A 26,384-nucleotide genomic window follows, 5' to 3' on the forward strand; every position below is an offset into this window, starting at 1 on the left:
ATTATATATGAAATGACTAAAAAAATAAACCTTGGTAAAGATAAAAGGCAGCTAGTAAAACTTAGCTGCCCAAAGAATTTATTACTCAGTCTTGGTTTTTTCTACATTCATTTTTGTAAATATGGTTATTATAATAAAAACAATCGAAAATCCAAGTAATATAAAGGTATTAGTATTGAAAAATGAGTAATTTAAATCTGTATTTATATTTTTAATATTTGCCACATAGTAAAAGGAAGGGAATATTTTTCCTAGTTTACTAGCGAAATCGCCTAATAGTTCTTGTGGTACAAATATTCCTGTTAAAAATGATGATCCCAGAGAAAATACATTCATTATTCCTGTAATTGTATTTTGATTTTTTGCTAGTTTTGATATCATTACTGCAAAACATACAATAGTTGCTGTAAATAATAGTGCATTTGCCATCATTTGCATAGTTGGTTTTGAAAACGTGAAATCTTTAAAGAATATACAATAAAAAATCATATAGACTAACCAAATCCCTAGACCACAAACTATATGGCCAAGGATTATTTGTAAATTTTGCTTAGATTTTTTAAGAGGAGATATTAAATTTCTTTTGTTAGTACTTTCTTTATTATAAGTAAGACTTATAATACCAACCATCATTATGATCTGGCTCATAATTACATATCCAAGCATCCTAAAAAAGTATGGTGCATTATCTTTTTGATTTTTTACAAGCGATTTAACTTCCACATCGATATCTTTGTCAAAATTTTCTTTTGCATTTTTTATAGCTTCTTTTGTCGAAAATCCTGCTTTTTCAAATGAAACAATTTGATTTAAAAATGAATTTATTTCATTTTTTGCATAAAGTGTATAGGAATCATCATAAACTTCTTTAAAATCAAGCTTACCATTCTCATCAAAATCTTGAGGTATTGTTAAAGCACAAACTATCTCTCCGTAAAACAATTTGTCATCAACCTTATCATCATCAATTTTTACTAGATTGTGATTTTTATCTATAAAATCTACAAGAGCCTTAGACCTATCAGCATTTGATTGATCATTTACATAGATCGGCAATTTTAAATTACTATACTTATCAACAGGATCACCAGATTTTGTAAATATAAAAATTAATACTAAAAATATTACCGAATACAATAAGAGTGACTTAATATGACTTTTTAATATCTTAAAATAATTTTTAAATACTATCATACTGCTTACCTCTAGTAAATATATATGTTAGGACTATAAAAGATAATGTTACTGCCAAAAGCCAAGCTATATTATTGTAAAATCTGTCAAAGGTGTCGTAATAGTACAAGGAATATATCCCATCACTAATAAGAGCAACTGGATTTAATTTATTTATGATTGGAGCATTATCAGCAATCATTACTTTGACATTCGAAACCATCATGCCAGCTAAAAAAGACATTAATAATGACAAAGCTAAACCAATTCCAGATTTGATTTCAATATTAGCTTTATTGCTAGAACCAATTAGCATACCCAAAGATACTCCACAAAGGGCACCTATGCCGGTAATCAACAATAGTTCTACTAATTTCTCAGAAAAATCAACCCCTAATATTTTATTGAAAATTATTATAGTTACTATTGATATTAAAAAATTTAGAATAAATCCAACACACATGGATGCAAATAAGCTTACTTTTTTATTTACTGGAGATATTGCATTTCTTTTTGCAACTGTAGATAGATTTGCTTCATATTGGTGGATTATTTCAAGCCCCCAAGAATAGCCATATATTAATTGATAAGCAATCAAAGCAAAGAAAAATGTCATCATTGGATCTAATTTTTTTCTAGGACCCTTAATATTTAAGTAGGACTTTTCTTCTAGAATAGTATCGAAATCAGGATTTGGATTTTTTTCAAGGATTGTTTTTATCATTGATTCCCTCATATTATAATATCTTAATAAACTTACCAAGATACTTTCAAAAACCCCATTTTTCTTCACAATAACTTTATCTTTTTTATCGATGTAGGCCTTGATTTCTTCCTTGTCTAAATCCTTATCATCATCGACTGGAAAAATATCTAATATTTCTTCTTCTATCATATTATCAGTGAAGTTCTTAAAATTTTGATCATCCAATAATTTTTCATTTACTGCAACTTTTATAGGTTCAAATTCATCAGCATTTACAATATTTCCAAGTGCTAGTTTAAAAAACACCCCAAGGACTAAAGGAAATATTAAGGCCCAGAATAATAAAGATTTTTGTCTAACAAAGACTCTAAATGTCTTTTTAAATTCATGGAAAAACATATTAGTCCCTCAATTCTTTGCCAGTTAGTGATAAAAATACATCATTAAGTGATGGCGATTGGCTAGTAAGACTGTCATAGACCACTGAATTTTCATTTAAAATACTAATTAGTTTTATTAAATTATCCTTTCCATGGCCAAAGCTTAGATGATAAAAATTGTCCTTAGATTCAAAATTAACAAGAGTTTCCATTGATTTTATTTTCTTTATTACAGAATCATCTAGATTTTCACTAATAAAGGAAACTTTTTCGTTTATAGCAATTATATTTTTTAGACTATCAGAGCTTCCTTTAGCAATGACTTTGCCCCTGGCAATTATTACTATATCATCGCATAATTCCTCGACTTCATCCATGTAGTGAGATGTATATATTATGGTTGCCCCATTCTCGTTTAACTTTTTAATGCCTTCTAAAATATTATTTCTAGATTGAGGATCCACAGCTACTGTTGGCTCATCAAAAATTATTATTTCTGGTTTGTGGGCTATACCACAAGCTATATTGAGCCTTCTTAGTAAACCACCTGATAGTTCCTTTGGTTTGAAATTTAGAAAATCATTTAAAGCTACTAAGTCGATAGTTTCGCTGATAAGTTTTTTTTCTTTGCTCTTTATCTTTTATGTAGAGGCCACAAAAATAATCGATATTTTCATAGACATTTAGCTCATCATATACACCTACATCTTGAAATACTGCACCAATTTTTTCTTTTATATCATAGGATTCCGGTGTCATTTCTTTGCCATAAACTTTAATTGACCCTTTATCTTTTTTTATAAGGGCTAGAAGGCAATTTATAGTTGTTGATTTTCCAGATCCATTTGGGCCTAAAAGTCCTAGTACCCTGCCTTTTTTCACATTTAAATCCAGATTATCAATGGCTTTTATTTTTTTGTAAGATTTTTCTAATCCTCTTATTTCAATTATATTTTCCATAGGCTCCTCCTAGGGAAATTATATCATCATTTTATAATTAATCTAATATATAAAATAAATTTTACAATTTTTTAATGGATACAAAAAAATCGGCATTAAGCTTTACTTAATAACCGATTTATTTTTTTATTATTTATTTCTTGGATCTTCATCAGCTGGCCATGCCCCAGCATTTGGATTGTTTTTGTAATCTTCTTTTTCTTCTCTTTCTGGTTTTTCTAAAAGAGCTTTTCTTGATAGGTTAATTCTGCCTTGTTTGTCGATTTCTGTTACCTTTACAGTAACTTCATCGCCAACAGAAAGTACATCTTCTACCTTGTCAGTTCTTGTATGGTCAATTTGAGAAATGTGAAGAAGTCCTTCTTTTCCAATTGCAATTTCGATAAAGGCACCAAAATTCATAATTCTAGTAACTTTTCCTGTGTAAACATCTCCTACTTGTGGGTCAGTAACAATTGCGCGAATCATTTCGATTGCCTTTTTACCACTTGCTCCATCAGTTGAAGCTACTGTTATGTGTCCATCATCTTCTGTCTCGATCGTTACACCAGTCTCATCGATAATTTTATTAATTGTTTTACCACCTGAACCTATTACATCACGGACTTTTTCTGGATCAATATCAATTGTGAAAAGTCTTGGTGCATAATCAGATATATCTTCTCTTGGTTTTTCAATTGTAGATTCGATTAAATCAAGGATTTGCATTCTGGCTTCTTTTGCATTATCGAGTGATTCCTCTAAGACTTCACGAGTAATTCCTGCAATTTTCATATCCATCTGTAGGGCAGTAATTCCATCACGTGTTCCAGCTACTTTAAAGTCCATATCGCCTAAGTGGTCTTCAAGACCTTGGATATCTGTAAGAATTGAAATAGATTCATCTTCTTTAATAAGTCCCATTGCAATACCAGCTACTGGTTTTTTAATTGGAACACCTGCATCCATTAGTGAAAGTGTAGAGCCACAGATTGAAGCTTGAGAACTTGAGCCATTTGAACTTAAAACTTCGGATACAACCCTAATTGTATATGGGAAGTCACTTTCAACTGGCAATACTGGCACTAATGCTCTTTCTGCTAAGTGACCATGACCAACTTCACGACGTCCTGGTGCACGAAGTGGTTTTACATCTCCTACACTAAATGGTGGGAAGTTATATTGGTGCATATATCTTTTTTGAATTTCTTCTCGATTTAATCCATCAATAATTTGAACATCAGCTGGTGAACCAAGTGTAGTTACTGATAAAACTTGAGTTTGTCCACGTTTAAATAAACCTGATCCATGTACTCTTGGTAAAAGTCCTGCTTCTGCTGAAAGCGGTCTGATTTCTTTAAGATCACGGCCATCTGGTCTGATTTTATCAATTGAAATCATACGACGTACTTCAAGTTTCATGATATTATCGATTACTCTGTGGATTTCATCTTCACTTTCTGGATAATCTGGTAAAAATCTCTCTTTTGCAGATTCTTCTATATTAAACATAGCTTCGCCACGTTCCATTTTATCAGTTGTTCTGATAGATCCTTTAATAGCTTCAGCATATTCTGCTATAATTTTTTCTTCAAGCTCAGATGGCACGATAACTTCTACCATATTTTTTTCTTTACCGATCTCATCAATTATTCCTTGAATAAAGTCAGAAATATGGCCAATTTCTTCATGGGCAATAAGCATTGCTTCAAGCATTTGTGCTTCAGTTAGCTCATTTGCACCAGCCTCAACCATGTTTATAGCTTCTTTGCTACCTGCAACTGTAAGATCTAATTCAGATTTTTTTCTTTGTTCTTCATTTGGGAATACAACAAATTCACCATCTACAAATCCAACAGAAACAGCTCCCACTGGACCGTTAAATGGTATATCAGAAGTCCCAAGTGCAATACTTGCCCCAATTGTTGATAGGCAATCTGGCTGATTATCTTCATCCATTGATAGAACTGTAGCAATTACTTGCACATCATTGTAATAATTTTCTGGGAAAAGTGGACGCAAAGGTCTATCCATTTGGCGGGAAATTAGGGTTGCTTCATCAGATGCTTTACCTTCTCTTTTTAAAAAACCACCTGGGATTTTGCCAACTGCATATAATTTTTCCTGAAAATCACAAATTAGTGGAAAAAAGTCTATCCCTTCTCTTGGTTTTTCACTAGCTACTGCTGTTACTAAAAGAGAGGTATCACCACATTTTATGTAACATTCGCCATTAGCCTGTTCTGCAAATTTTCCTATTGTTACATCAAGCTCATATCCATGATTTGATGTATAAATATAATTTTTCTCCATCTTTTCTCCTAAAAAATAAGGCGGGATATACCCCGCCAATCTACTAACCTCTGATGCCTACTTTTTCGATAATAGCTCTATATCTTTCGATATCATTATCTCTTAAGTAGTTTAATAACCCTTTTCTACGTCTAATCATTTTGAAAAGTCCTCTTCTTGATGAGTGGTCTTTTGGATTAGCTTTTAAGTGTTCTGTCAAATCTTTAATTCTATAGCTTAAAATAGCTATTTGAACTTCTGGAGATCCTGTATCTCCTTCTTTTAATTGATATTCTTTAATTAGTTCTGTCTTTTTTTCTTGTGATAACATAATTTTTCCTCCTATATGTTGCATTTGCCTTTGACCGTGTAAAAGTCGAGGTTGCATTTACAAAGCCAAGGTACCTAAGGTATTATACCAATAAAAAAAGCATTTGTAAAGCTTACAAATACTTATTGTTTATGGTTTCAATTGCTCTTTTTTTATCCATTTCCATCTGATTTATTAATTCATCAACCGAATCAAATTTTAAATCATCACGGAAAAATTCCAAAAACTCAATTGTTATATTTTTTCCATATATATCCTGATTAAAATCGAGGATATATGTTTCTATTTTTCTATAATCATTTTCAAAAGTAGGATTAGACCCAACATTGCTTAAAGCAAAGTGATTTTTCCCCTTTACATTTACCCTAGTTAGATAAACTCCATCTTTTGGGATTGTGTAAGAAAATTTCATTTTAAGATTTGCAGTTGGGAAATTTAAAGTGCGACCTCTTTTATGACCATCCACTACATGTCCTATTATTTTATAGGGTCTTGCTAAATATTTATTTGCTTTTTTTATATTTCCACTTTTTATAAGCTCTTTTATATTTCCTGATGATATTTTCTCACCATTAACAAGTTCAAAATCTATAATTAATGTCTCATAGTCAAACTCATCTTCAAAGCGAGCTAAGGTTTTTATATCACCTTCAGCATTCTTTCCAAAATGGTAGTCCTCACCTATGACAATATATTTGGTATTAAGCTTTCTATATAAAATCTGTGAGATAAATTCTTTAGGACTTAGGGATCTAAATTCCTCATTAAAATCAAGGATGCAAAAGGTATCCATGCCCATATTTGCAAGTATTTCAATCTTATCATCTAAACTTGTCAAATAATCTTTTTCATCATGCAATGTTTTCTTGCTATTTTCTTTAAAAAGTAAAACAGATGGGACCAGATTAAGTTGTCTTGCAATCTCCAAATCTTTTTTTATGAGCTTTTGGTGGCCTATGTGGATACCATCAAAATTACCTAAGGCTATAGCCTTGGGTTCAAAGTCAGTCATGCCCCTATCTAGATCATATATTTTAATATTATTTTTCATAAAATACTTTCTCCATTTTTAGAAAATATTTGTCGTTATCTTTGTGGGTCTTGCCAAGTCCTATAAAATCATCTTCAACATAGACTCTAATCAGTTTATCAAAATGGCACTTATCAATATGCATGGTCATTCCATTTGTAGCCTGTTTAAGATATGATTTATCAAGAACAATCTCTGGATAGTCTTTTAAGGCATAGTCTACTGGCATTAGCTTATCTAAAATTTCCTCTTTGCTCATTTTAAGTAAATCTTCGGAATTAATAGCATCTTCTATATAAAAATCACCAACTTTAGAACGAGTCAAACTATTTACATATGCAAAAGAACCTAAAGCCTCTCCCAAATCATCAATAAGAGTTCTAATGTAAGTGCCTTTTGAGCAAGTAATCTTAAATATTGCTTTTGGAAAATCAAAGCCAATTATTTCAAAAGAAAAAATATTTACTTCACGTTTTTTTCTTTCAACTTCGACTCCCTTTCTAGCCAAATCGTAAAGTTTTTGACCATTTACTTTTAAAGCTGAATACATGGGTGGGATTTGTATAATTTTGCCAGTGAAGTTTTCCATCTCATTTTTTAATTCTTCGATAGAAAAAACTTTATCAGAAGTATCCACAACTTCCCCATCATAATCAAGAGTATCAGTTCTTTTTCCAAAAATGGCTTCTGTAATATATTCTTTTTTCTCATCCATTAAAAAATCTGAAACTCTAGTAGCTTTTCCAATTACAATTGGCAAAACTCCGCTAGCTTCAAGATCCAAAGTACCAGTATGGCCCACTTTTCTTGTATCAAGAGCCTTTTTTACAAGGCTTACGCATTTATTAGAAGAAATGCCTACTTCTTTATTTATGTTTAAAATTCCACTTATCATCTATATATTTTGTAAAATTTCACGCGCCTTTGCGGCTGCCGACTCAAGACTATCATCGAAAATTGAAAAACCACTGGCATTGGCATGGCCACCACCGCCGTTTTCTCTGGCAGTTTTAGAAATATCAATGCCTTTTGATCTCATAGACACCTTATATTCTCCATTGCCATATTCTTTTACAAGCATAGAAATGCTTATACCCTCTAAATCTCTTAAGATATTTACAATGTGTTCACTATCACCCATTTGCACACCATATTCATCTACCTTGTCAATTGATGCAAGGGCAAAAACCCTATCTCCCATAAATTCTGCATTGGCAATAAGGTCTGTTTCAAATTTTAAAACATCTATAGGTTTATTTTGGTATAGGGCTGAGTAGATTTTTTCCTTATCTGCTCCTAAATCAATTAATTTTCCAGCAATTTCAAATGTTTCACGATTTGTATCGTAATACATAAATCTACCTGTATCTGTCACTATGCCTGTAAATAATAGGTTTGCCGTTTTTTCATCTAATGGTAAAGCCATTCTTTCGATTATTTCAAAAATTAATTGGCAAGTTGCAGGAGCTTCTGGATGGATAATATTTAAATCTGAAGTAATTTTGCCACCTAGGTGGTGGTCAACTACTGCAGTTTTTTTAGATTTTGATGCAAGTGGTTGAGCATCTCCTATTCGGTCTAACTCTGATGCATCAAGGATTAAAAGCAAGTCATATGAATCTTTATAATTATTTTCATAAAATTCTAAATCTGGTAAAAATTTCAAATAATTATCAATAGTATCATGGCCTACTACTTGTGTATCTTTACCATAATTTCTAAGTGCTCTTGCAAATGCTAATGATGATCCTAGGTTATCCCCATCTGGATTTACGTGGGAGACAACCCCGATTGTCTCTGCATCATCTATTAGATTTTTAAGTTTTTCGATATTTTCATTACTAATTATCATTTTCTTGGTGAGCCCTCTCATCTTTTGCGATGGTTTCTTTGATTAATTTTTCCATGTAAGCTCCATATTCTATCGATTCATCAAGTTTGAATCTAAATTCTGGCATGGAACGAAGTCTCATTCTATCCCCAATTAGCATTTTGATGTAGCCTTTTGCTTGGTTAAGAGCGTCTAGGACATCATCTTTTTTGCTAGTATCTCCTAGGACAGAGATGTAGCAATCAGCAAAAGAAAGGTCATTTGTGACCCTTACTTCTATTACTGAAACTCTTGCTGTATCTGATAGTCTTGGATCATTTAAATCATCTCTAATTATTTTTGATAATTCTTTTTGGATTTCTGCTCCAATTCTTTCAGTTCTAATTTTTTTCATTCTTATTCTCTTTCTTTTTCGACTACTTCGTACGCTTCCATAACATCTCCAACTTTGATGTCATTAAATCTGTTTAAGCCGATACCACCTTCATAACCATTTGCTAGTTCTTTGGCATCATCTTTAAATCGTTTCATTGATGTGATATCCCCATCAAAGATAACTACGTTGTCACGAAGAAGTCTAATTTTTGCTCTTCTTGGTACTGAACCACTTGTTACCATAACACCGGCAATAGTTCCGACACTTGGTACTCTAAATGTATCACGTACTTCTGCACGACCTAGGACTTCTTCAACAAATTCTGGATCAAGCATCCCTTTTATAGCTTTTTCTACATCTTCTATTGCTTCATAGATTACGCTATATGTTCTAATTTCAATACTATTATCTTTTGCTCTTTCCATTGCCCCTTGGGTTGGACGAACGTTAAATCCGATAATGATAGCATTTGAAGCTTGGGCTAAAAGTACGTCTGATTCTGTAATACCACCAACAGCTCCAGCTACTACTGAAACTTTTACTTCTTCATTTGAAAGTTTTAGAAGTGATTGGCTCATGGCATCTACAGTACCTTTTACGTCTGTTTTTACGATAATATTTAAGTCTTTTAGCTCACCTTCAGCTGCATCACCTGATATATCTTCAAGGCTTGCACCTTTTGCCATAAGACGTTCTTCTCTTTTTTGTTCTTCAGCACGTTGTGCATATGCCCTAGCAGTTTTTTCATCTTCTACTGCAAATAATTTATCTCCAGCTTCTGCTACATCAGATAAACCTAAGATTTGTACTGGTACAGATGGGCCTGCTTCTTTGATAGCATTTCCTTTTGAGTCAAACATAGCACGGATCCTACCTGAAGCTGATCCAGTAAGTACATAGTCACTTGCATGTAATGTACCTTTTTGTACTAGAACTGTTGCAACTGGACCACGAGCTTTGTCAAGTTGAGCTTCGATGATAAGACCAACAGCATCTCTATCTGGGTTTGCTTTTAGTTCTCTCATTTCTGCTACTAATAGAACCATTTCTAGTAAATCTTCGATTCCTTGGCCAGTTTTTGCAGAAACATCAACTGTGATGGTGTCCCCACCCCAATCTTCTGAAACTAATCCATATTCCATAAGCTCTTGTTTTACTCTATTTGGATCAGATTGTTCTTTATCCACTTTATTTACTGCAACAACTATTGGAATTTCAGCAGCTTTTGCGTGGTTGATAGCTTCTACAGTTTGAGGCATAACCCCATCATCAGCTGCTACTACTAAGATTGCAATATCTGTTGATTGAGCACCCCTCATTCTCATTTCAGTAAATGCTTCGTGGCCTGGAGTATCTAAGAATGTAATAGGTCTGCCATCTAAATCTACAGAATAAGCACCGATATGTTGTGTAATACCACCAGCTTCTCCGCTTGTTACGCGTGTGTTTTTAATTGCATCAAGGATAGAAGTTTTACCATGGTCTACGTGTCCCATAACTGAAACTACTGGTGCACGAGTAATTAAATCTTCTTCTTTATCTTCATAATCTAGGTCCATCGCTTGTTCTTCAATTGCAGAATATTCTTGTTCTAAAGTAATTTCTTTTCCAAAATCCATTGCTATTAATTCTGCCTGTTCAAATTCGATTGGGTCATTTAGACCTGCCATTACACCAAGTTGAATTAATTTTCCTATAACTGCATTTGGATTTTCGCCAATTTTTTCTGCAAAAGCTCCAACATTGATAACCTCAGGGATTTCTATTTTATCATTTGCTTCATTATTCTTAGCTTGTTGGTTATTAGACTTGTTTGATTTTGATTTTCTATTTTTCTTTTTACGATTTTTGTTAGGTTTATTTACTTCATAATCATCGTTGTCATCATTTTCAAAGTTTTTCTTAGATTTTGATTTTTTTTGATTTTTTGATTTATTAGATTTTCCGATTTTTTGTTTTGATCCGTGCATGCTTTCATCATCATCGTATTCATCCATATCATCGTACTTATCATTATTGCTAGTATTGATATTTTTCATATTTGATTTTTTATCTGTAGCCTTATTTGATTTTTGATTATTTTTAAGTTCTGTATTATTGTCTTTATTTTCTACTCTTGGTTTTTCTTTTGAATTCTCTTTATTATCAGGTTTAGAATTTTCATTAAAGTATTCTTTAATCAACTCAAGATTATCTCCACTTACATTTGACATGTGAGATTTAATTCCCAATCCAAATTCCTTATTCAAAAGTTCAACCATTTCTTTTGCTGGCATTCCTTGTTCTTTTGCTAGTTCGTAAACTCTTATTTTATCAGCCATCTATTTCACCTCATTTTACTTCATAAGCTTCTAACTCCTCGTAAAGTTTGTCATCTATTTTTTGTTTAAATACACGATTAAGCTTATTATTTTTCCTAACATCTGAAAGACACTCACTGTTTTTACAAATATAAGCACCTCGTCCGTTAAGTTTGCCACTTTCATCAATAACAACCCCTAATTCCTTGTTGTTTACAACTCTTAAGAGGTCATTTTTATCGTAAAGATTTCCGCAATTAATACATTTTCTTTGGGGAATCTTTTTTGTTTTTTTCATTTTCTACTGATCCTCATCTTCTTTATCACTTTCCCTGTGTGGGATAAGGTCAGATTCATCAGTATATACTTCATTGAGTTGACTATCATCTACATCGATTTGATTAGAAAGTTCATCGTTTTCTTCATCATAGATTTCTTCTAATGTATCGCTTGTGATGTCTTCTACCTGTTCATCAGATAAATCATCACTAGCATCTTCAATAATTTGTTCGTCAACGCTTGACATATCATCAGTAATTTCGTTTGGATTTTCTACTAAATTTTCATCTATCATAATGTCTTCATCTTCCATTTCTTGATTTAAACCCAAAATTTCATCGATATCTTCATTAGTCATATTATCGAAGTCCTCTTTTGATTTTATATCTATTTTCCAACCTGTAAGTCTTGCTGCAAGTCTTGCGTTTTGGCCTTCTTTGCCTATAGCAAGTGATAGTTGTTGGTCATTTACTACAACTAGTGATTGTTTATTTTTTTCATTTGTCAAAACTTCTATGATATCTGCTGGAGATAAGGCATTTGAAATGAATTCTTCAATATCTTTGTTATAGTTTATGATATCTATTTTTTCATTTTGAAGCTCTTCTACAATTGAATTTACACGAGCCCCCTTATAGCCTATACAAGCACCAACTGGGTCAATTGCTTCATCATTTGAGAAAACTGCAATCTTTGTACGAGAACCAGCTTCACGAGCAATGGAGTAAATTTCAATTACTCCTTCTGTAATTTCTGGCACTTCTAGCTCAAAAAGTCTTGTTACAAGATTTTCGCTTGTACGAGAAAGGATAATTTGTGGTTCTTTTGATGAATTTTTAACATCTTTAATTAAAAATTTCATTCTCTCGTTTGGAATATATTTTTCATTCACCACCTGTTCCTTAACTGGAACGATGCCCTCGATTTTATCAAGGTTTACATAAAGATTGTAGTTATCTTGTCTTTGGATAGTTCCTGTTATCATTTCGTTTTCACGATCTAGGTACTCTCCATAAACAGAATCTCTTTGTGCATCTCTAATTTTTTGGATGACAATATTTCTAGCTGTTTGGGCTGCAACCCTTCCAAAGTTTTTTGGTGCAATTTTTATTCTTGCAACATCCCCTATTTCTAAATTACTATCAATTTCTTCTTTTGCTTCTTTTAGAGAAATTTCGTTTATATTATCATTAACATCATCTACAACTTCTCTTAAGGCAAAAACCTCTATATCCCCAGTTTGTTTATCAACTATAACATCTACATTTTCTGCGTTATCATAATTTTTTTGATAACTTTTTACTAGGGCTTTTTCTAATGCATCTAAGATTACATCCTTATCAATGTTCTTATCTTTTTCTAGCTCCTCTAAGGCTAGTATAAACTCTTCATTCATCAGTTCTCCTTAAAACACAATCTCAATTTTTATTTGTTTTATATCTTCTTTTTCTACTTCTATTTCCTCTTGTTCATTTAAAGAAAATGCATAAGTTTTTTCATTTATTTTATCTATATAGCCTACAAAGCTTTCACCATTTTTCATTACTACTTTTAAAAGCTCACCAGCGTTTCTTTCAAGGTCCCTATCAGTTTTTAGGGGTCTTGATAAATCTTGGGATGAAACTTCTAAATAGTATTGGCCTTTTATTAAATCAAGTTCATCCAATTTTTCATCTAAAAATGTACTTACCTTTTCACAATCATCGATTGTAATGCCGTTTTCATTATAGATAAAAAATGTTAAGGTTTTGCCATCCTTTGTTGTTTTAAATTCTATATCAACTAATTCGTATCCTAAGTTTTTTATATCATCTTCAAAGGTTTCTTTAAGGTTTGTTATTAAATCCATCTTACCATCCTTTGCCTATACATATTAAAAGAGCGGATAACTTGCCCACTCTTTGATAGAAATATTATACTGCAAAGCTTACTTTATTCAATAATATATAAGCTAATGGAAGCTCAGATTTTATTGATAATTTTTTTACGAAAAATTTGCTTTTATCTCTTAATTAAGTTTATAATATAGCTATATAATACATATTATTTTGATAGGAGGTTTATATGTTATTATTCTTAATTGGTATTTTCATCCTCCTAGTTGGTGGTTACTTTTATTCAAAATATGTTGAAAGCCAACTAGATTTAGATGATAGACCAACACCAGCTGTTTCTAAAGCTGATGGAATCGATTTTGTTGCTATGCCAAAATGGAAAAACTGGCTAATTAATCTATTAAATATTGCAGGTACTGGCCCAATTTTAGGACCTATTCAAGGTATCCTTTTTGGAAAAATTGCCTTTTTAGCAATTCCAATTGGTTGTGTTATAGCAGGTGCTACTCACGACTTTTTAGTTGGTACTATGTCAATGAGAAACGGTGGAGCTCAAGTTCCAAAACTTGTTGGTAAATACTTAGGTAATGGTACTAGAAAAATTTATAATATAGTTATAGGAATCTTACTTCTTTTAACAGGTACTGTTTTCGTTTATACACCTGGAGACTTACTTGCAAATGATGTTATGGGTTTTGCTGATGGTTCAAAAGGAATTTGGATTATATACGGAATTATTTTCTTGTATTACATACTTTCTACAGTTCTTCCAATAGACCAACTTATCGGTAGAATTTATCCATTATTTGGTGCATTTTTAATTATTTCAGCTATTGGAGTTTTATTTGGAGTTCTTACAAAAGGAGCTTCTCATCTAGAGTTTCAAGGAGCAGGATATTTAAGTGAACACCCACTTGGCCAAAGATTTATACCAGCATTCTTTATTACTGTTGCCTGTGGTATACTTTCTGGTTTCCATGGTTCTCAAGTAACATTAGTTTCAAGAACAGTTGCAAGTGAAAGAGAAAACAGAGCTACATTCTACTCAACAATGATTGCTGAGGGAATAATTGCTATGATTTGGGCTGCTGGAGCTATGGTAATCTTCTCACAAGGAATTGTTCCATTAGATACAAGAGCTACTTTAATGGTAGGAGAAATTTCAAAATATTTCATGGGTAACATCGGTGGTCTTCTAGCAATTATCGGGGTTATCGTACTTCCAATCACATCTGGAGATACTGCATTTAGATCATTAAGATTAATCGTAGCTGAAGAATTAAATATCGATCAAAAAGTTCCTGTAAAAAGAATTGCTGTTGCTGCAGTACTATTTATCCCAGCAATTTTAATCCTGGTTTGGGCTAAAAACGATCCAAACGGATTCAACTTATTGTGGAGATACTTCGGATTTACAAACCAATTAGTAGCAATCTTTGCTCTAGCAACTGCAACAAGCTATCTATTAAATAACCATAACAATTACTGGATTGCATTAATACCAGAATTATTCTATGCATTCATAGTATTTGCATTTATCATTTCTGATAAGGGAGTAGGATTTGGTGCTGATTATAATATTGCATACATCTTAGGAGCAATTATCAGTTTAGTAATAGCTGTTCTAACAGTTAGGAAAGCTCGTAAAAATCAAGATAGAATTGCAAATATTATATTAAACTAACAATTAAATTTGAGGAGATTTAATCTCCTCATTTTTTTAAAGGATTTTAGATGAAATTTATTTATAGTGAAAAAGCTAAAAATTATATAAATAAAAATAATATTAAAAAAATTTTTATAAGAGAAGATATCGAACGCGGAATGGGTTGCTGTGATTTAGGATCTATAAAGTTAAAAATCAGTCAGAAAGGTGGTAATGAAGAAAATTATAAAAAAGAAGTTTCTGATTTAGTTACAACCTATTATGACCCAAGACTTGAATCCTTACTAGTCAATTGTCCTCAAGTAGAGATATCAGTTTTTGGAATTGGAAATAGAAAAAGTTTCTATACTGCAACTGAGTTTTCACCTTTAAATTCATAAAAAATTCCATTTTTAAAAAAAATGGAATTTTTTATTTGCTATTTATTTATATCTATAATCCTATCGCATCTTCTAGCTATATCCATATCATGGGTTACAATCAAAATAGTTTTATTATAAGCACTTCTTAAATTTAAAAGTAGAGAAAAAACCTCATCGCTCATAATAGGATCTAAAGATCCAGTTGGCTCATCTGCCAAAATTAAATCTCCTGGTTTTAGTACACATCTAGCCAAGGCTACTCTTTGGGCTTCTCCTCCAGATATAGTATTTATTTTTTGCTCTACTATATCTAAGATATCAAGCTTATCTAAAATTTCATTTATTTTTTTAGATTTTTCTTCATCTTTTATACTTACATACTCCATAGAAATTAAAAGATTTTCTCTAACAGTTTTTTCACTTATCAAAGCATTTGTTTGAAAAAGATAATTTATTTCATTTCTCCTTAGTGATGTAGCTTCTTTACTATTAAGATTAGGAAGTTTTTCTCCCTTTAGTAAGATCTTTCCACTATCATAAGTTTCTAAAAGTCCAATCATATTTAAAAGAGTTGATTTGCCTGAACCACTTTTTCCAACTATCGCTACTATCTCATTTTCATCTATTGAAAATGATAAATCATCTATTATTTTTCTATTACCATAAGACTTAGAAATATTATTTAATTCTATATGTTTCATTTTTATCCCCTATTTTAAAAACTCTACTAACATTTCAAACTGATTTTTATTGGTAAACTTTCTTAATAGTATAAGCTCAATTAAAGCAAAAATGATACCAAAGCATATACCAAATATTGACCTATTAAATATTGCAATTATTAAGTTTATAATACTTGCAACTATAACCATTATATAAATTGGCTTATATATTTTTTTATTATCATAGCCTAAGAACTTTTTGATATTTACTTCTTCTAGGTATATCTCCCTATAAAGGTTTATGAGTGCAGATAATATCGCTGCTGATATCCCAAAAAATAGTAGTCCAACTAATAAAAATGTAAAGATAGCTTGGGTTAGACTTCTAATCATGCCACCTATAAGTTCTCTTATTTGAACAAATTCAGGTTTATTATCATCAATATTATATTTTTTATAGTATTCATTATTTACAAACTTATCATAGGCCTCTTGATTTAACTTTATTTCTGAATTAGTTTCTCCACCAGTTATTAAATTTAATATCTCAAGAACACTCATGTTATTAGTATTAACGTAGTTTATAACTGGTTCTTTGGATGTAGTTGGAAATTCTTCACCAAACATTTCATCATCAATATTGCTTGGATAGGCAAAATAATCTTTATTATTGTCATAGTTAAAGAACTTGATCCCTTTAAACTTTATATCAAAATTTTCTCTATCGCTATCATCAGTGTCATCAAGAAACATTTTTTCATCCATCTCTTTTAAAGCTATCTCTAAAGACTTTCTATCTTCTTTTGAAAAACTTTTTGGTATCAGATAAACTCTATAACCTTCATTAGCAAATTTTTCCATTTCATCTGTCAATTTTACTTGCATATCATCTTCTATATAATTTTTATTAGCAGTAAATAAGAGATAAGAAAAATCGGGTGCATGCTTATATAGCCCCATTTCTTTCATTTCTTTATTCCAATTCTTCCTTTGAAATTCTGTATTTATAAATTTAACTCCATCCTCATTTTCTATAGACTCATAAAATTTATAAAAATCTCTGTGAAAACTCATAGGAGTTCGAGAGTGGTCACCTTCAAAATCATCTCCTTCGTAAAAAGAAGTACTTACATAATAATCAGATACATTCTCCCATTCGTTTTTGGTAACTATCTGATCTTTTAGCTCGATTATCATATTATCTATATCCATAAAGGATAGGGAACTTGTTGAAGTATTAAATATCATAAATAAAATTATGCCAAAAATAAGTAAGCCTTTTTTTGATGTCCTGCCATGGATAGCATTTATTGGCTTAACAGTTCTTAAGATTAGTGATATTAAAAATTCAAAAAGTAAAAATATAGCTAGATTTATTATCCCTGCTAGCAAAAATACCGAGTAAAATTTTAAAGTATTAAAGCTTCCCATAGTTAAGATAAAGCCATAGGGAATAAATAAAAGTGGTGAAAAATATGCTATTTTATTTACAGGTTCATATATACTTTTTATATAAGATTTTTTAGACCAACCTTGAAGGAGGTAAACTCCCATATTCTTTAAAGACGATACTGTTGTAGTAGTTAAAATTGTTATAATTATTAAAGTTAATACTGCATAAATAATTATAAAGGTAAGGGAAGATCCACCTCCCATTATAGCTGATCCACCATTTGAGGTTTTAATATCATCTACACTTAGTCCGGTTACCTTAGATAATCCTTCATAAAATCTATTTACACCTTCATCGTCTAGGCCAACTAGCTTATATTCACCATTAAACCCTCCAATTTTTCCAGTTCCGGTTAAATTTATAAAAAAATAACTATCCCCTAAAATAAATCTAGGAGTGGACTCTATCATACTATAATCTCCTCCTAGCAGACCAATAGTCCCACCCTTATCTAAATTTTTAAAACTATTATCTGAAGCATATTGCTTATCCAAAAACTTTAAATTTAATTTTTCTTTATTAGCCTCATAGTTCCCACTCATCCAATAGCCATGAACTAATTTTTTTCCAGTATAGTCAGTACCTTCGACTTTTTTTATCATTAAGGCCTGGTTTTCCTTTAAAAAATCATCTATGTAATCTCCTACTTCATTGCCTTTAGTTATATCAATATTATTTATAGAGATCTCTTTGTAATCGCTAACTAAATTATCAAAGTTTTCCGTATATTTTTGATCTAAATAAAGGCTTGTTACTACAGCAAATATTATTGATTGTATGACTATCAAAACTATAAGTAACTTGTAACTTGCACTCCTTTTCATAATAACCTCCAAATTCAATAGCACTAGTGTGTTATGTTTAGTATAACACCTTACTTATAGTGAGTCAATCATTTTTAGTTTTATCAAAATATATATTAGAAATTCTAAATAAAAAAATTAAAACAAAAAAACTGCTATTATAAAAATAGCAGTTTAAAACTAAAACATCCCATCAAATAAGCTCATTTGATTTTCTTCTTGGATGCCATCTATAATTCCAAAAGTTTTTAGGCTTTCTAGGGCATTTTTATTTACTTTTGTTCTTTTATTAAAATCTTCAATAGATATGAACTCTCCCTTTTCTCGTTCTTCTACTATATCTAGAGCCATAGCCTCTGATACATTGTCTACAGAACTTAAAGGTGGAATTAAATATCCATTTTCTTCGTTTAAGATAAATTTTATAGCATCTGATTTGTACAAATCAGCCTTATCAATTTTAATATCTCTGGCATACATTTCTTCTGCAACTTCTAATACTTTTCTGATATTTTCATCTCTTGCAGTCAAGTCAAATCTTTCTTTATAACTACTTAGAGCTGTTTGGATAGATCCTAGACCATTTATTATTATTGAATATACAAAATCATTAACTTTTGTATTAAAGTATGTTGCATAAAATGCTGCTGGATAATAAACCTTATAATAAGCTATTCTATAACTCATCAAGCAATAGGCTACAGCATGAGCTTTTGGGAATAGATATTTTATTTTTAGGCAAGATTCTATATACCATTCAGGTACACCGTTATCTCTCATATAATCTACTTGTTCTTCTGATAAAGTCCTACCCTTTCTAACAATTTCCATGATTTGGAAAGACTTTTTCTTATCAAGACCTTGCTGGATAAGGGAGTTCATTATGTCATCACGGGTTGAGATGATTTCATTAAAGTTTGTAGTTTTTGCCATAATTAGGTCTCTGGCATTATTATTCCAAACATCTGTACCATGGGATAGCCCTGATATACGGGTCATTTCTGAAAACTTTGTTGGATAAGTTTCTTTAAGCATTCCCCTTACAAAATTTGTACCAAATTCTGGAATTCCCAAGGTACCTATTTCATTATTTGAAAAATCATGTTTTATATCTAAGGGATCCGTTGATGAGAAAATCTTCATTACATTTGGGTCACCCATTTTTATTTTTAGTGGATCTGTACCTGTTAAATCTTGTAAGGCACGGATTATGGATGGCACATCATGGCCTAGTAAGTCGAGCTTTAATAAAGTTTCATGCATCATATTGTAGGTAAAATGGGTTGTCTTTATATCACCTGCCGGATCATCTGCTGGATACTGGATAGGTGTTATATCAAAGATATCTATATCATTTGGCACGACTATAAGTCCGCCAGGGTGTTGGCCTGTGGTTCTTTTTACATCTTTAAGCCCTCTTTGAAGTTTTCTAATTTGAGCATTGGTAAATTCTTCATTATACTCTTCAGAATATTTTTTGATATAACCAAAGGCAGTATTATCTTGGATAGCTCCTATGGTTCCTGCGCGAAATACCTTGCCTTCACCAAATAATTCTTCAGTAAATCTATGGATGGTTGGTTGGTATTCACCAGCAAAGTTTAAATCTATATCTGGCTCCTTATCTCCCTCAAATCCTAAGAAAACTTCAAATGGGATATTGTGCCCATCTTTTCTTAAAGGAGTACCACATTTTGGACAATCCTTATCTGGATAATCTATTCCGGCCCCTAACCTATCTTCTTCAAAAAATTCACTGTGTTTGCAGTTTGGGCAAACATAATGAGGCGACAATGGATTTACTTCTGTAATATCTGCCATTGTTGCCGCAAAAGAAGAACCAACCGATCCTCTAGATCCTACTAAGTAACCGTCTTCGTTGGATTTTCCTACTAGGTCTTTTGCAATTATATAAAGAACTGCATATCCATTTGAAATTATGGAATTAAGCTCTTTGTTTAGTCTATCTTCTACAATTTTTGGCAGTGGATTTCCATAGATTGAGTAGGCTTTTTCAAAACAAGTATTTCGAAGTTTTTCATCTGACCCATCAATTACTGGTGGGAAAGTACCAGGAGGAATAGGTCTGATATCCTCAATCTCATCAGCAATTTTTTTAGGATTGATAATTACAATATCTCTTTGCGTATCCTTATCCAAATATGAAAAACCTTCCAACATCTCATTTGTAGTTCTTAGATAATATAGGGGTTTGTTTTCATGATATCTAAAATATTGGCCTTTATGGAGGATATTTCTTAGTATATAATCATCTGGTTTAAAATATCTTACCCCACCTGTAGCTGCCACTAATTTATTGTTTTCTTTTCCTAGTTCAATTATTTTTTTATTTATATCTATGACTTGGTCAAGATTCCTAACCCTACCTTTAGAAACTTCATCGGCAAAGATGCCAAGTGGTTCAACTTGGAAAAAGTCAAATAATTCTATTAATTCATCAATCTTTTCTTGTGGATAGCCATCAAGTAGATACTTAAAAAACATACCTTCATGTCCACCACTACCAATTATAAGACCTTCCCTATGCTCTTTTAAGATAGATATCGGTGTTTTTGCTTCATTATTAAAATTTTTCATCCTTGATTTTGAAATTAGCTTGTATAAGTTTTTTAGACCGATTTCATTTTTTGCATAAACAAGGGCAGAAAAGTTTTCATATTTTGACTTTGGATAATGAGTTTCAAACTTATTTATAGTTGATAAATCAAGATCTTGCTTCATTATCATTTCATACATTTTTATAAAAATTTGAGCTGTAGCTCTTGCGTCATCACTTGCCCTGTGGTGGTTAAAGGATGGAATATTTAATTTTTTAGCAATCTTATCTAGGGAAAATCTACCCATATCTTCAAAGAGAGCTCTGGCCATAGGCAAAGTATCCATATAAATAGGATCAAAATTTAGCCTTAAATTTCTAGCGTTTTCTCTTACAAAACCAATATCAAAGTCTGAGTTTTGTCCGACTAGGATTGCATCACCCGCAAATTCTAAAAATTTAGGCAAAACCTCATCGATTTTTGGCTTATCCATTACCATTTCATTTGTAATACCAGTTAGTTCAATAACTTTTTCTGGGATTAATTGTTCTGGATTTACTAGCTCATTAAATTCTTCTGTTATTTCTCCATTTTTTATTCTAACAGCACCTATTTCTGTGATTTTATCGGCAAACCTTGAAAGACCTGTAGTTTCTAAGTCAAATACTACAAATTCTTGGTCTTTTATATCTTTTGTAGTTGGGACAGGATTAGATGAAAGATTGGTTAAAATTCTTAATTCATCTTCTACAAGCAAAAGCTCAGCACCCGGCAACATTTTCTTTCCAGTCTTACTTATTGCATCGTATAAGTCTGGCAAGCCTTGCAAGGTTTCTGTATCTGTAATACCGATTGCATCCCATTCCCAATCTGTTAAAACTTTTAAAATATCAGTATTGTCTACAAAACCATCTAGATTTGTCATCTTTGTATGAACTTCTAATTCAATTCTTTTTTCATAGGCGGTATCTATTTTTTTGCTGATAAGTGCTTCTTTTAAAATATTCGCTGTAAAAATTTCTTCGTGGGCATAATCATCATAATTTAGGACACCCTCAACTTGTACAGCAACGCCATCTCTTAAAAGTCTTAGTTTTTCTTTATTTTTTTCAGATGAGAATATCTTACAAGAAATAGCATCAGTGCTATCCTCTAGGTCAAATGTATAGATAAAATAATGATTTTTGGTTTCAAAAACATCAAGATTATAAACAGTACCGATTAGTGAAACACGTAATCCCTTTTTATCATAAATTTCTGCTATAGGAATCACATCATTTTTTATCTTGCCACCATAATCAAGACCATCAACAGGTTCGATTTCTTTTTTTTCTTCCTTATGGCTAAGGTTTATAGCATGGCTTATACGGGCCTGAAGATCTTTTTCTTTTTGATTTAGAAGATCTGAGACAGTATCTTGCTCACAATTTTCAGAAATATTTTCTACTAGCTCTTTTGGTTTTGAACCTAAGTCCTTATCCTCGATAATTTCTACCTCGTTTATGTCAGGCTCAACTTCATTGCCACATACATCCTCATTAATATCTGGAGATAAGTTTACAAATTCAATTGTGAGTGTTACAAAGGATAAAAAATCATCAAGCTCTACCCTTACCTTATCATCAAAATGATCTAGGTCTGACTCAACAGTTAATTTTAATTCATTGGTATTTTTATAGTATATTGCATTTGTAATAGTGTATTCATTTTCTTTGATGTCAACAAATCTGCTTAAATCAATCTTCATTCTTATAGCTTTCTTTTAATACATCTAAAAGTGTATCTACTATTTCATCTTCCTTTACTTTTTTAATTGTCTTTCCATCTTTAAATAAGAAACCCATACCATTTGCAGCAGAAATTCCATAATCGGCTTCCTTGCTTTCGCCAGGTCCATTTACTGGACAACCCATAATGGCTACTTTGGCGTCGATATTTAATCCAGAAGCTTTTTCTTCTACTTCTGCTACTATTTCTTCAAGGTTAACTGTAGTTCTTGAGCAAGTTGGGCAAGATACAATATCTAAACCATCACGACGTAAATTTAAAGCTTTTAGAATTGCTTTTCCAGCTTTGATTTCTTCAACTGGATCGCCAGTTATTGAAACTCTGATTGTATCTCCAATACCATCTTTTAGTAAAGATCCAATACCTATTGATGATTTTACAAGGGCTTGGTAAAGTGGTCCTGCTTCTGTCACTCCTAAATGAAGTGGATAATCTACTAATGAAGACAATTTTCTATAAGCATCTATCATGATATTTACATCTGATGATTTTACAGATATTTTCATATCATAAAAATCCATATCTTCTAGGATTTTTATCTCTTCTATAGCGCTAGCTACTAGGCTATCTGCATTTACTCCACCAAATTTATCTACTATTTCACGGGAAATAGAACCAGAATTTACACCAATTCTTATTGGAATATTTTTGCTTTTACATGCTTCTACAATTTCACGTACCTTATCCTCGCTACCAATATTTCCTGGATTGTATCTTAGACAATCACAACCATTTTCAACTGCAGCTAGGGCAAGTTTGTAGTCAAATTGGATATCAGCAACAAATGGCAAATTAGTTCTTTTTTTGATTTCACTAATTGCTTTTGCATCATCCATATCATTTATGGCTGACCTTGAAATATCACATCCTGCTTCTTCTAAAGCATTTATTTGGCTGACAACAGCATCAATATCACTTGTTTTTGCAGTGGTCATTGATTGGATAGAAATAGGAGAGTCACCTCCAATTGCAACATCTCCTACATAAATTTTTCTAGTTTCTTTTCTCATTACATCTCCTTAAAAAAGTGTAAATATATCTTTAACTGTGATTATTAATATCAAACTGATTAATATTATAAAACCAACAATAGTAACTCTTTCTTCAATTTTTTTGTTAACCCTTTTTTTAGTAATCATCTCATAAAGATTGGTTACAAGCTTTGATCCATCAAGGGCTGGGAATGGTATCAAATTGAAAACACCAAGGTTTACGCTAATGTAGGATAAGAAATATAAAACATTCATAATCCCACTTTGAGCTTGGTTGCCAATTTCCTTTACTACGCCCACCGGTCCTGATAAGGCACCAAATGATAACTTTCCAGTTATAAGCATGCCTAAAATATTAAATATCATTTTGAAATTGCGCCAAGTCTCACTAACTCCTAGAGCAACGGCCTCTAGAAAATTAACATTTCTCATTTTTGAAGTGATACCTAAAAGAGCTATATCATTTTCAAAAGTTGGTGTAATATTATAATTTTTAGTCTCCCCATTGTTAGCATCTTTTACTTTAACTTCAACTGCTTTGTCTTTTGCGTTGCTAGCATAATAATCTCTAAGTACATTTGAAATATCAGTAAATTCCTTAATTTCCTTATTGTCTATAGAGACTATCTCATCATCAACACTGATTCCAGCTTCTTTTGCAGGTGAATTTTCAGCAAAACCCCCAACAAAATTTGTACTTGTTCCAGTATTAAATACTACAATAGTAAAAACTATAATTGCTAAAAGTAAATTCATGGCTGGTCCTGCAAGTATAGTCAAAAATCTTTTGAATGCAGGCGCATTGTCATAGCTTCTTGGATCAGTCGAAGATTCTTCTTCACCTTCCATGGCACAGTATCCACCGATAGGCAAAGCACGTAGCGAATATTTTGTTTCACCATTTTGCTTGCTAAATATTTCAGGCCCCATGCCAACAGCAAATTCATTTACTTTAATATCTGATAATTTTGCCACAATAAAATGTCCAAACTCATGGATGGTTACCAAGGCTAAAAACATTATTAGGGCAATAATAATTGTTCCCATTTCTCCTCCTTACAAAACAGAAAATAAATAAAATAAAGGAGCAATAAATATCATAGAGTCAAAGCGATCCATGATCCCTCCATGACCTGGAATAAGATTTCCAAAGTCCTTTATTCCTGTCTTTCTTTTTATATATGATGCTACCAAATCACCAATTTGCGATAGTATAGCACCTAGTGCTGAAAATATAATTACTAAACTAATATCTAAATGAAGTCCAGAATAGTGATTATAAATTAAATTTAAAATCACAGCCCCAATTATCCCGCCAATTGATCCTTCCAAGGTTTTATTGGGACTAATATGACTTACTGATTCAATTTTTCTTTTACCAACAAGAGATCCAGTAAGATAAGCAAAGGTATCAGAACCCCAAGCAGTAAGATATAGCATCCATAAATATCTTGTATCATGGGTTTTTACAATAGAGCCTATAAGTCCTGCCACATAAATTAAAATAAATATATGAACTAGTATATCATCTAAATTTCTTCTTTCATCAAAGATTAATATGCCAAATATAATTGCAAATGAAAGGGTGATACTAACTGCAAAAAGTTCTCTTTCCTTGGCAAAACTTGCTGCCATAATTAATAAATTAGAAAAATAAAGCAAGGGCTTATTAAATCTAAATCCTATTTTACAAAAGGCATCTGTTAGCTCTTTTATTGCAATTAGCGAAAAAATTGTAAATCCAATTGCAAGACTGATTTTGCCAAAATATGTGATTGCAAATAACACAAGAAGGATTATAGCCCCACCCAAAGTTCTCTTAATTAGATTCATCAAGTGCTCCAAATCTTCTATTTCTATTTGCAAAAGCCTCAAGAGCCTTGTCAAGCTCGTCTTCATCAAAATCCGGCCACAAAACATCAGTAAAATATAATTCAGAATAGGCAATTTGATATATCAAAAAGTTTGATATGCGTAATTCTCCCCCCGGTCTGATTAATAAATCTGGATCAGGGATACTAGCAGTATAAAGATTTTCAGAAATTAAATCTTCTGTGATTTCATCTGGTCTATATCCTTTTTCAACAATTTTTTTTACAGCATGGACAATTTCATCCCTGCCCCCATAATTTAGGGCGATGTTTATAAACAAAGACTTATTATTTTTTGTTTTTTCTAATGCCTTGTTAACTGCATCACGTGTTGCATCTGGTAAGGCAGACAAATCTCCCAAGAAATTAATTCTGCAATCTTCTTCCATAAGCTGATCTATCTTTTTTTCAACAAATTTTATCAACAGCTTCATTAAATAATCCACTTCACTAGCTGGTCTTTTCCAGTTTTCAGTAGAAAAAGCATATAAAGTAAGGTATTTTACCCCACGTTTTTTTGCATGAATTGCAATATCCACGACATTTTCCGCCCCGTTTTTGTGGCCAAAAGTTCTTGGCTTATTTTGTTTTTTAGCCCAGCGTCCATTGCCATCTAAGATAATTGCAAGGTGATTTGGTGTATTTAAAGTATCCATAATTTCCTCTTCTAAAAGTCTAGCAATATTATACCATTTTTTAAAGCAAAATTTGGAATCCATTTTGCAATTATTTACCAATATTTTTTCTTATGTTATAA

At 31.7% G+C, this 26,384-nt stretch carries 21 protein-coding genes and 1 pseudogene; 2 read left to right on the plus strand and 20 right to left on the minus strand.

What is annotated here, in order from left to right:
- Nucleotides 1–81: 81 nt before the first annotated feature.
- The 13 genes and pseudogenes from ACKRLN_RS05295 to rimP form a co-directional block, all read right to left on the minus strand.
- Nucleotides 82–1,194, minus strand: coding sequence for an ABC transporter permease (locus tag ACKRLN_RS05295; protein ID WP_416334499.1), 1,113 nt, complete (start codon nucleotides 1,192–1,194; stop codon nucleotides 82–84).
- The gene (locus ACKRLN_RS05300; RefSeq protein WP_416334500.1) at nucleotides 1,181–2,278 is read right to left on the minus strand and encodes an ABC transporter permease; all 1,098 of its coding nucleotides are present in this window, start codon (nucleotides 2,276–2,278) and stop codon (nucleotides 1,181–1,183) included. Before ACKRLN_RS05300 ends, ACKRLN_RS05295 begins: the two co-directional genes overlap by 14 nt.
- Before the next feature lies 1 nt (nucleotide 2,279).
- Nucleotides 2,280–3,219: pseudogene (locus tag ACKRLN_RS05305) on the minus strand (ABC transporter ATP-binding protein).
- A gap of 129 nt (nucleotides 3,220–3,348) precedes the next feature.
- On the minus strand, nucleotides 3,349–5,511 hold the full coding sequence (locus ACKRLN_RS05310; RefSeq protein ID WP_416334501.1) for a polyribonucleotide nucleotidyltransferase: 2,163 nt from the start codon (nucleotides 5,509–5,511) through the stop codon (nucleotides 3,349–3,351).
- Between the two features lie 43 nt (nucleotides 5,512–5,554).
- Complete coding sequence (gene rpsO, locus ACKRLN_RS05315; protein WP_416334502.1) at nucleotides 5,555–5,821, minus strand: 30S ribosomal protein S15; 267 nt, start codon at nucleotides 5,819–5,821, stop codon at nucleotides 5,555–5,557.
- Between the two features lie 112 nt (nucleotides 5,822–5,933).
- Nucleotides 5,934–6,872 carry a bifunctional riboflavin kinase/FAD synthetase gene (locus ACKRLN_RS05320; RefSeq protein ID WP_416334503.1) on the minus strand — a complete coding sequence of 313 codons (939 nt, stop codon included), beginning with the start codon at nucleotides 6,870–6,872 and terminating at the stop codon, nucleotides 5,934–5,936.
- Nucleotides 6,862–7,746: a tRNA pseudouridine(55) synthase TruB gene (gene truB, locus ACKRLN_RS05325; protein ID WP_416334504.1), complete on the minus strand. Its 885-nt coding sequence runs from the start codon at nucleotides 7,744–7,746 to the stop codon at nucleotides 6,862–6,864. Before truB ends, ACKRLN_RS05320 begins: the two co-directional genes overlap by 11 nt.
- Nucleotides 7,747–8,703: a DHH family phosphoesterase gene (locus ACKRLN_RS05330; protein WP_416334505.1), complete on the minus strand. Its 957-nt coding sequence runs from the start codon at nucleotides 8,701–8,703 to the stop codon at nucleotides 7,747–7,749. It lies immediately after the preceding gene.
- Nucleotides 8,693–9,076 (minus strand): 30S ribosome-binding factor RbfA, encoded by a 384-nt coding sequence (gene rbfA / locus ACKRLN_RS05335; RefSeq protein WP_203126772.1) that lies wholly within the window; start codon nucleotides 9,074–9,076, stop codon nucleotides 8,693–8,695. The genes ACKRLN_RS05330 and rbfA overlap by 11 nt, the downstream gene beginning before the upstream one ends.
- Nucleotides 9,077–9,078: 2 nt before the next feature.
- Entirely contained in the window at nucleotides 9,079–11,379 is a 2,301-nt protein-coding gene (gene infB, locus ACKRLN_RS05340; protein ID WP_416334506.1) for a translation initiation factor IF-2, read from the minus strand.
- Nucleotides 11,380–11,389: 10 nt separating this feature from the next.
- Nucleotides 11,390–11,656, minus strand: coding sequence for an RNase P modulator RnpM (rnpM, locus tag ACKRLN_RS05345; RefSeq protein WP_203126769.1), 267 nt, complete (start codon nucleotides 11,654–11,656; stop codon nucleotides 11,390–11,392).
- 3 nt (nucleotides 11,657–11,659) lie between these two features.
- Nucleotides 11,660–13,033 (minus strand): transcription termination factor NusA, encoded by a 1,374-nt coding sequence (gene nusA / locus ACKRLN_RS05350; RefSeq protein WP_203126767.1) that lies wholly within the window; start codon nucleotides 13,031–13,033, stop codon nucleotides 11,660–11,662.
- Between the two features lie 9 nt (nucleotides 13,034–13,042).
- Entirely contained in the window at nucleotides 13,043–13,486 is a 444-nt protein-coding gene (gene rimP / locus ACKRLN_RS05355) for a ribosome maturation factor RimP (protein WP_296141993.1), read from the minus strand.
- 215 nt (nucleotides 13,487–13,701) lie between these two features.
- Here rimP and ACKRLN_RS05360 point away from each other — a divergent pair, with 215 nt between their 5' ends.
- Complete coding sequence (locus ACKRLN_RS05360) at nucleotides 13,702–15,156, plus strand: carbon starvation protein A (RefSeq protein ID WP_296141995.1); 1,455 nt, start codon at nucleotides 13,702–13,704, stop codon at nucleotides 15,154–15,156.
- Nucleotides 15,157–15,206: 50 nt separating this feature from the next.
- Entirely contained in the window at nucleotides 15,207–15,518 is a 312-nt protein-coding gene (locus ACKRLN_RS05365) for a hypothetical protein (RefSeq protein ID WP_203126763.1), read from the plus strand.
- Between the two features lie 38 nt (nucleotides 15,519–15,556).
- On the opposite strand, the gene ACKRLN_RS05370 is transcribed toward ACKRLN_RS05365, so the two are convergent.
- The 7 genes from ACKRLN_RS05370 to ACKRLN_RS05400 all read right to left on the minus strand — a co-directional run bounded on the left by ACKRLN_RS05370 (nucleotide 15,557) and on the right by ACKRLN_RS05400 (nucleotide 26,346).
- A complete protein-coding gene (locus ACKRLN_RS05370; RefSeq protein ID WP_203126762.1) occupies nucleotides 15,557–16,201 on the minus strand; it encodes an ABC transporter ATP-binding protein in 645 nt (214 codons plus the stop codon).
- Nucleotides 16,202–16,210: 9 nt separating this feature from the next.
- Complete coding sequence (locus ACKRLN_RS05375) at nucleotides 16,211–18,439, minus strand: hypothetical protein (protein ID WP_416334507.1); 2,229 nt, start codon at nucleotides 18,437–18,439, stop codon at nucleotides 16,211–16,213.
- A 159-nt stretch (nucleotides 18,440–18,598) separates the two neighbouring features.
- Nucleotides 18,599–22,723 (minus strand): PolC-type DNA polymerase III, encoded by a 4,125-nt coding sequence (locus ACKRLN_RS05380; protein ID WP_416334508.1) that lies wholly within the window; start codon nucleotides 22,721–22,723, stop codon nucleotides 18,599–18,601.
- Complete coding sequence (gene ispG, locus ACKRLN_RS05385) at nucleotides 22,713–23,774, minus strand: flavodoxin-dependent (E)-4-hydroxy-3-methylbut-2-enyl-diphosphate synthase (RefSeq protein WP_296142000.1); 1,062 nt, start codon at nucleotides 23,772–23,774, stop codon at nucleotides 22,713–22,715. The genes ACKRLN_RS05380 and ispG overlap by 11 nt, the downstream gene beginning before the upstream one ends.
- 9 nt (nucleotides 23,775–23,783) lie before the next feature.
- Nucleotides 23,784–24,803, minus strand: coding sequence for an RIP metalloprotease RseP (gene rseP, locus ACKRLN_RS05390; RefSeq protein ID WP_296142003.1), 1,020 nt, complete (start codon nucleotides 24,801–24,803; stop codon nucleotides 23,784–23,786).
- Between the two features lie 9 nt (nucleotides 24,804–24,812).
- Entirely contained in the window at nucleotides 24,813–25,589 is a 777-nt protein-coding gene (locus tag ACKRLN_RS05395) for a phosphatidate cytidylyltransferase (protein WP_416334509.1), read from the minus strand.
- Nucleotides 25,576–26,346 carry an isoprenyl transferase gene (locus ACKRLN_RS05400; RefSeq protein ID WP_296142006.1) on the minus strand — a complete coding sequence of 257 codons (771 nt, stop codon included), beginning with the start codon at nucleotides 26,344–26,346 and terminating at the stop codon, nucleotides 25,576–25,578. The genes ACKRLN_RS05395 and ACKRLN_RS05400 overlap by 14 nt, the downstream gene beginning before the upstream one ends.
- Between the last annotated feature and the right edge of the window lie 38 nt (nucleotides 26,347–26,384).

It is taken from the genome of Anaerococcus sp. AH8042_DFU013_CI05 (assembly GCF_047936775.1).
Taxonomy (GTDB): Bacteria; Bacillota; Clostridia; order Tissierellales; family Peptoniphilaceae; genus Anaerococcus.

What these genes read in the sequence shown, in the direction of transcription:
- ACKRLN_RS05295 (WP_416334499.1), bottom strand. Translation starts at nt 1,194, where the DNA reads ATGATAGTATTTAAAAATTATTTTAAGATATTAAAAAGTCATATTAAG.
- ACKRLN_RS05300 (WP_416334500.1), bottom strand. Translation starts at nt 2,278, where the DNA reads ATGTTTTTCCATGAATTTAAAAAGACATTTAGAGTCTTTGTTAGACAA.
- ACKRLN_RS05310 (WP_416334501.1), bottom strand. Translation starts at nt 5,511, where the DNA reads ATGGAGAAAAATTATATTTATACATCAAATCATGGATATGAGCTTGAT.
- rpsO (WP_416334502.1), bottom strand. Translation starts at nt 5,821, where the DNA reads ATGTTATCACAAGAAAAAAAGACAGAACTAATTAAAGAATATCAATTA.
- ACKRLN_RS05320 (WP_416334503.1), bottom strand. Translation starts at nt 6,872, where the DNA reads ATGAAAAATAATATTAAAATATATGATCTAGATAGGGGCATGACTGAC.
- truB (WP_416334504.1), bottom strand. Translation starts at nt 7,746, where the DNA reads ATGATAAGTGGAATTTTAAACATAAATAAAGAAGTAGGCATTTCTTCT.
- ACKRLN_RS05330 (WP_416334505.1), bottom strand. Translation starts at nt 8,703, where the DNA reads ATGATAATTAGTAATGAAAATATCGAAAAACTTAAAAATCTAATAGAT.
- rbfA (WP_203126772.1), bottom strand. Translation starts at nt 9,076, where the DNA reads ATGAAAAAAATTAGAACTGAAAGAATTGGAGCAGAAATCCAAAAAGAA.
- infB (WP_416334506.1), bottom strand. Translation starts at nt 11,379, where the DNA reads ATGGCTGATAAAATAAGAGTTTACGAACTAGCAAAAGAACAAGGAATG.
- rnpM (WP_203126769.1), bottom strand. Translation starts at nt 11,656, where the DNA reads ATGAAAAAAACAAAAAAGATTCCCCAAAGAAAATGTATTAATTGCGGA.
- nusA (WP_203126767.1), bottom strand. Translation starts at nt 13,033, where the DNA reads ATGAATGAAGAGTTTATACTAGCCTTAGAGGAGCTAGAAAAAGATAAG.
- rimP (WP_296141993.1), bottom strand. Translation starts at nt 13,486, where the DNA reads ATGGATTTAATAACAAACCTTAAAGAAACCTTTGAAGATGATATAAAA.
- ACKRLN_RS05360 (WP_296141995.1), top strand. Translation starts at nt 13,702, where the DNA reads ATGTTATTATTCTTAATTGGTATTTTCATCCTCCTAGTTGGTGGTTAC.
- ACKRLN_RS05365 (WP_203126763.1), top strand. Translation starts at nt 15,207, where the DNA reads ATGAAATTTATTTATAGTGAAAAAGCTAAAAATTATATAAATAAAAAT.
- ACKRLN_RS05370 (WP_203126762.1), bottom strand. Translation starts at nt 16,201, where the DNA reads ATGAAACATATAGAATTAAATAATATTTCTAAGTCTTATGGTAATAGA.
- ACKRLN_RS05375 (WP_416334507.1), bottom strand. Translation starts at nt 18,439, where the DNA reads ATGAAAAGGAGTGCAAGTTACAAGTTACTTATAGTTTTGATAGTCATA.
- ACKRLN_RS05380 (WP_416334508.1), bottom strand. Translation starts at nt 22,723, where the DNA reads ATGAAGATTGATTTAAGCAGATTTGTTGACATCAAAGAAAATGAATAC.
- ispG (WP_296142000.1), bottom strand. Translation starts at nt 23,774, where the DNA reads ATGAGAAAAGAAACTAGAAAAATTTATGTAGGAGATGTTGCAATTGGA.
- rseP (WP_296142003.1), bottom strand. Translation starts at nt 24,803, where the DNA reads ATGGGAACAATTATTATTGCCCTAATAATGTTTTTAGCCTTGGTAACC.
- ACKRLN_RS05395 (WP_416334509.1), bottom strand. Translation starts at nt 25,589, where the DNA reads ATGAATCTAATTAAGAGAACTTTGGGTGGGGCTATAATCCTTCTTGTG.
- ACKRLN_RS05400 (WP_296142006.1), bottom strand. Translation starts at nt 26,346, where the DNA reads ATGGATTCCAAATTTTGCTTTAAAAAATGGTATAATATTGCTAGACTT.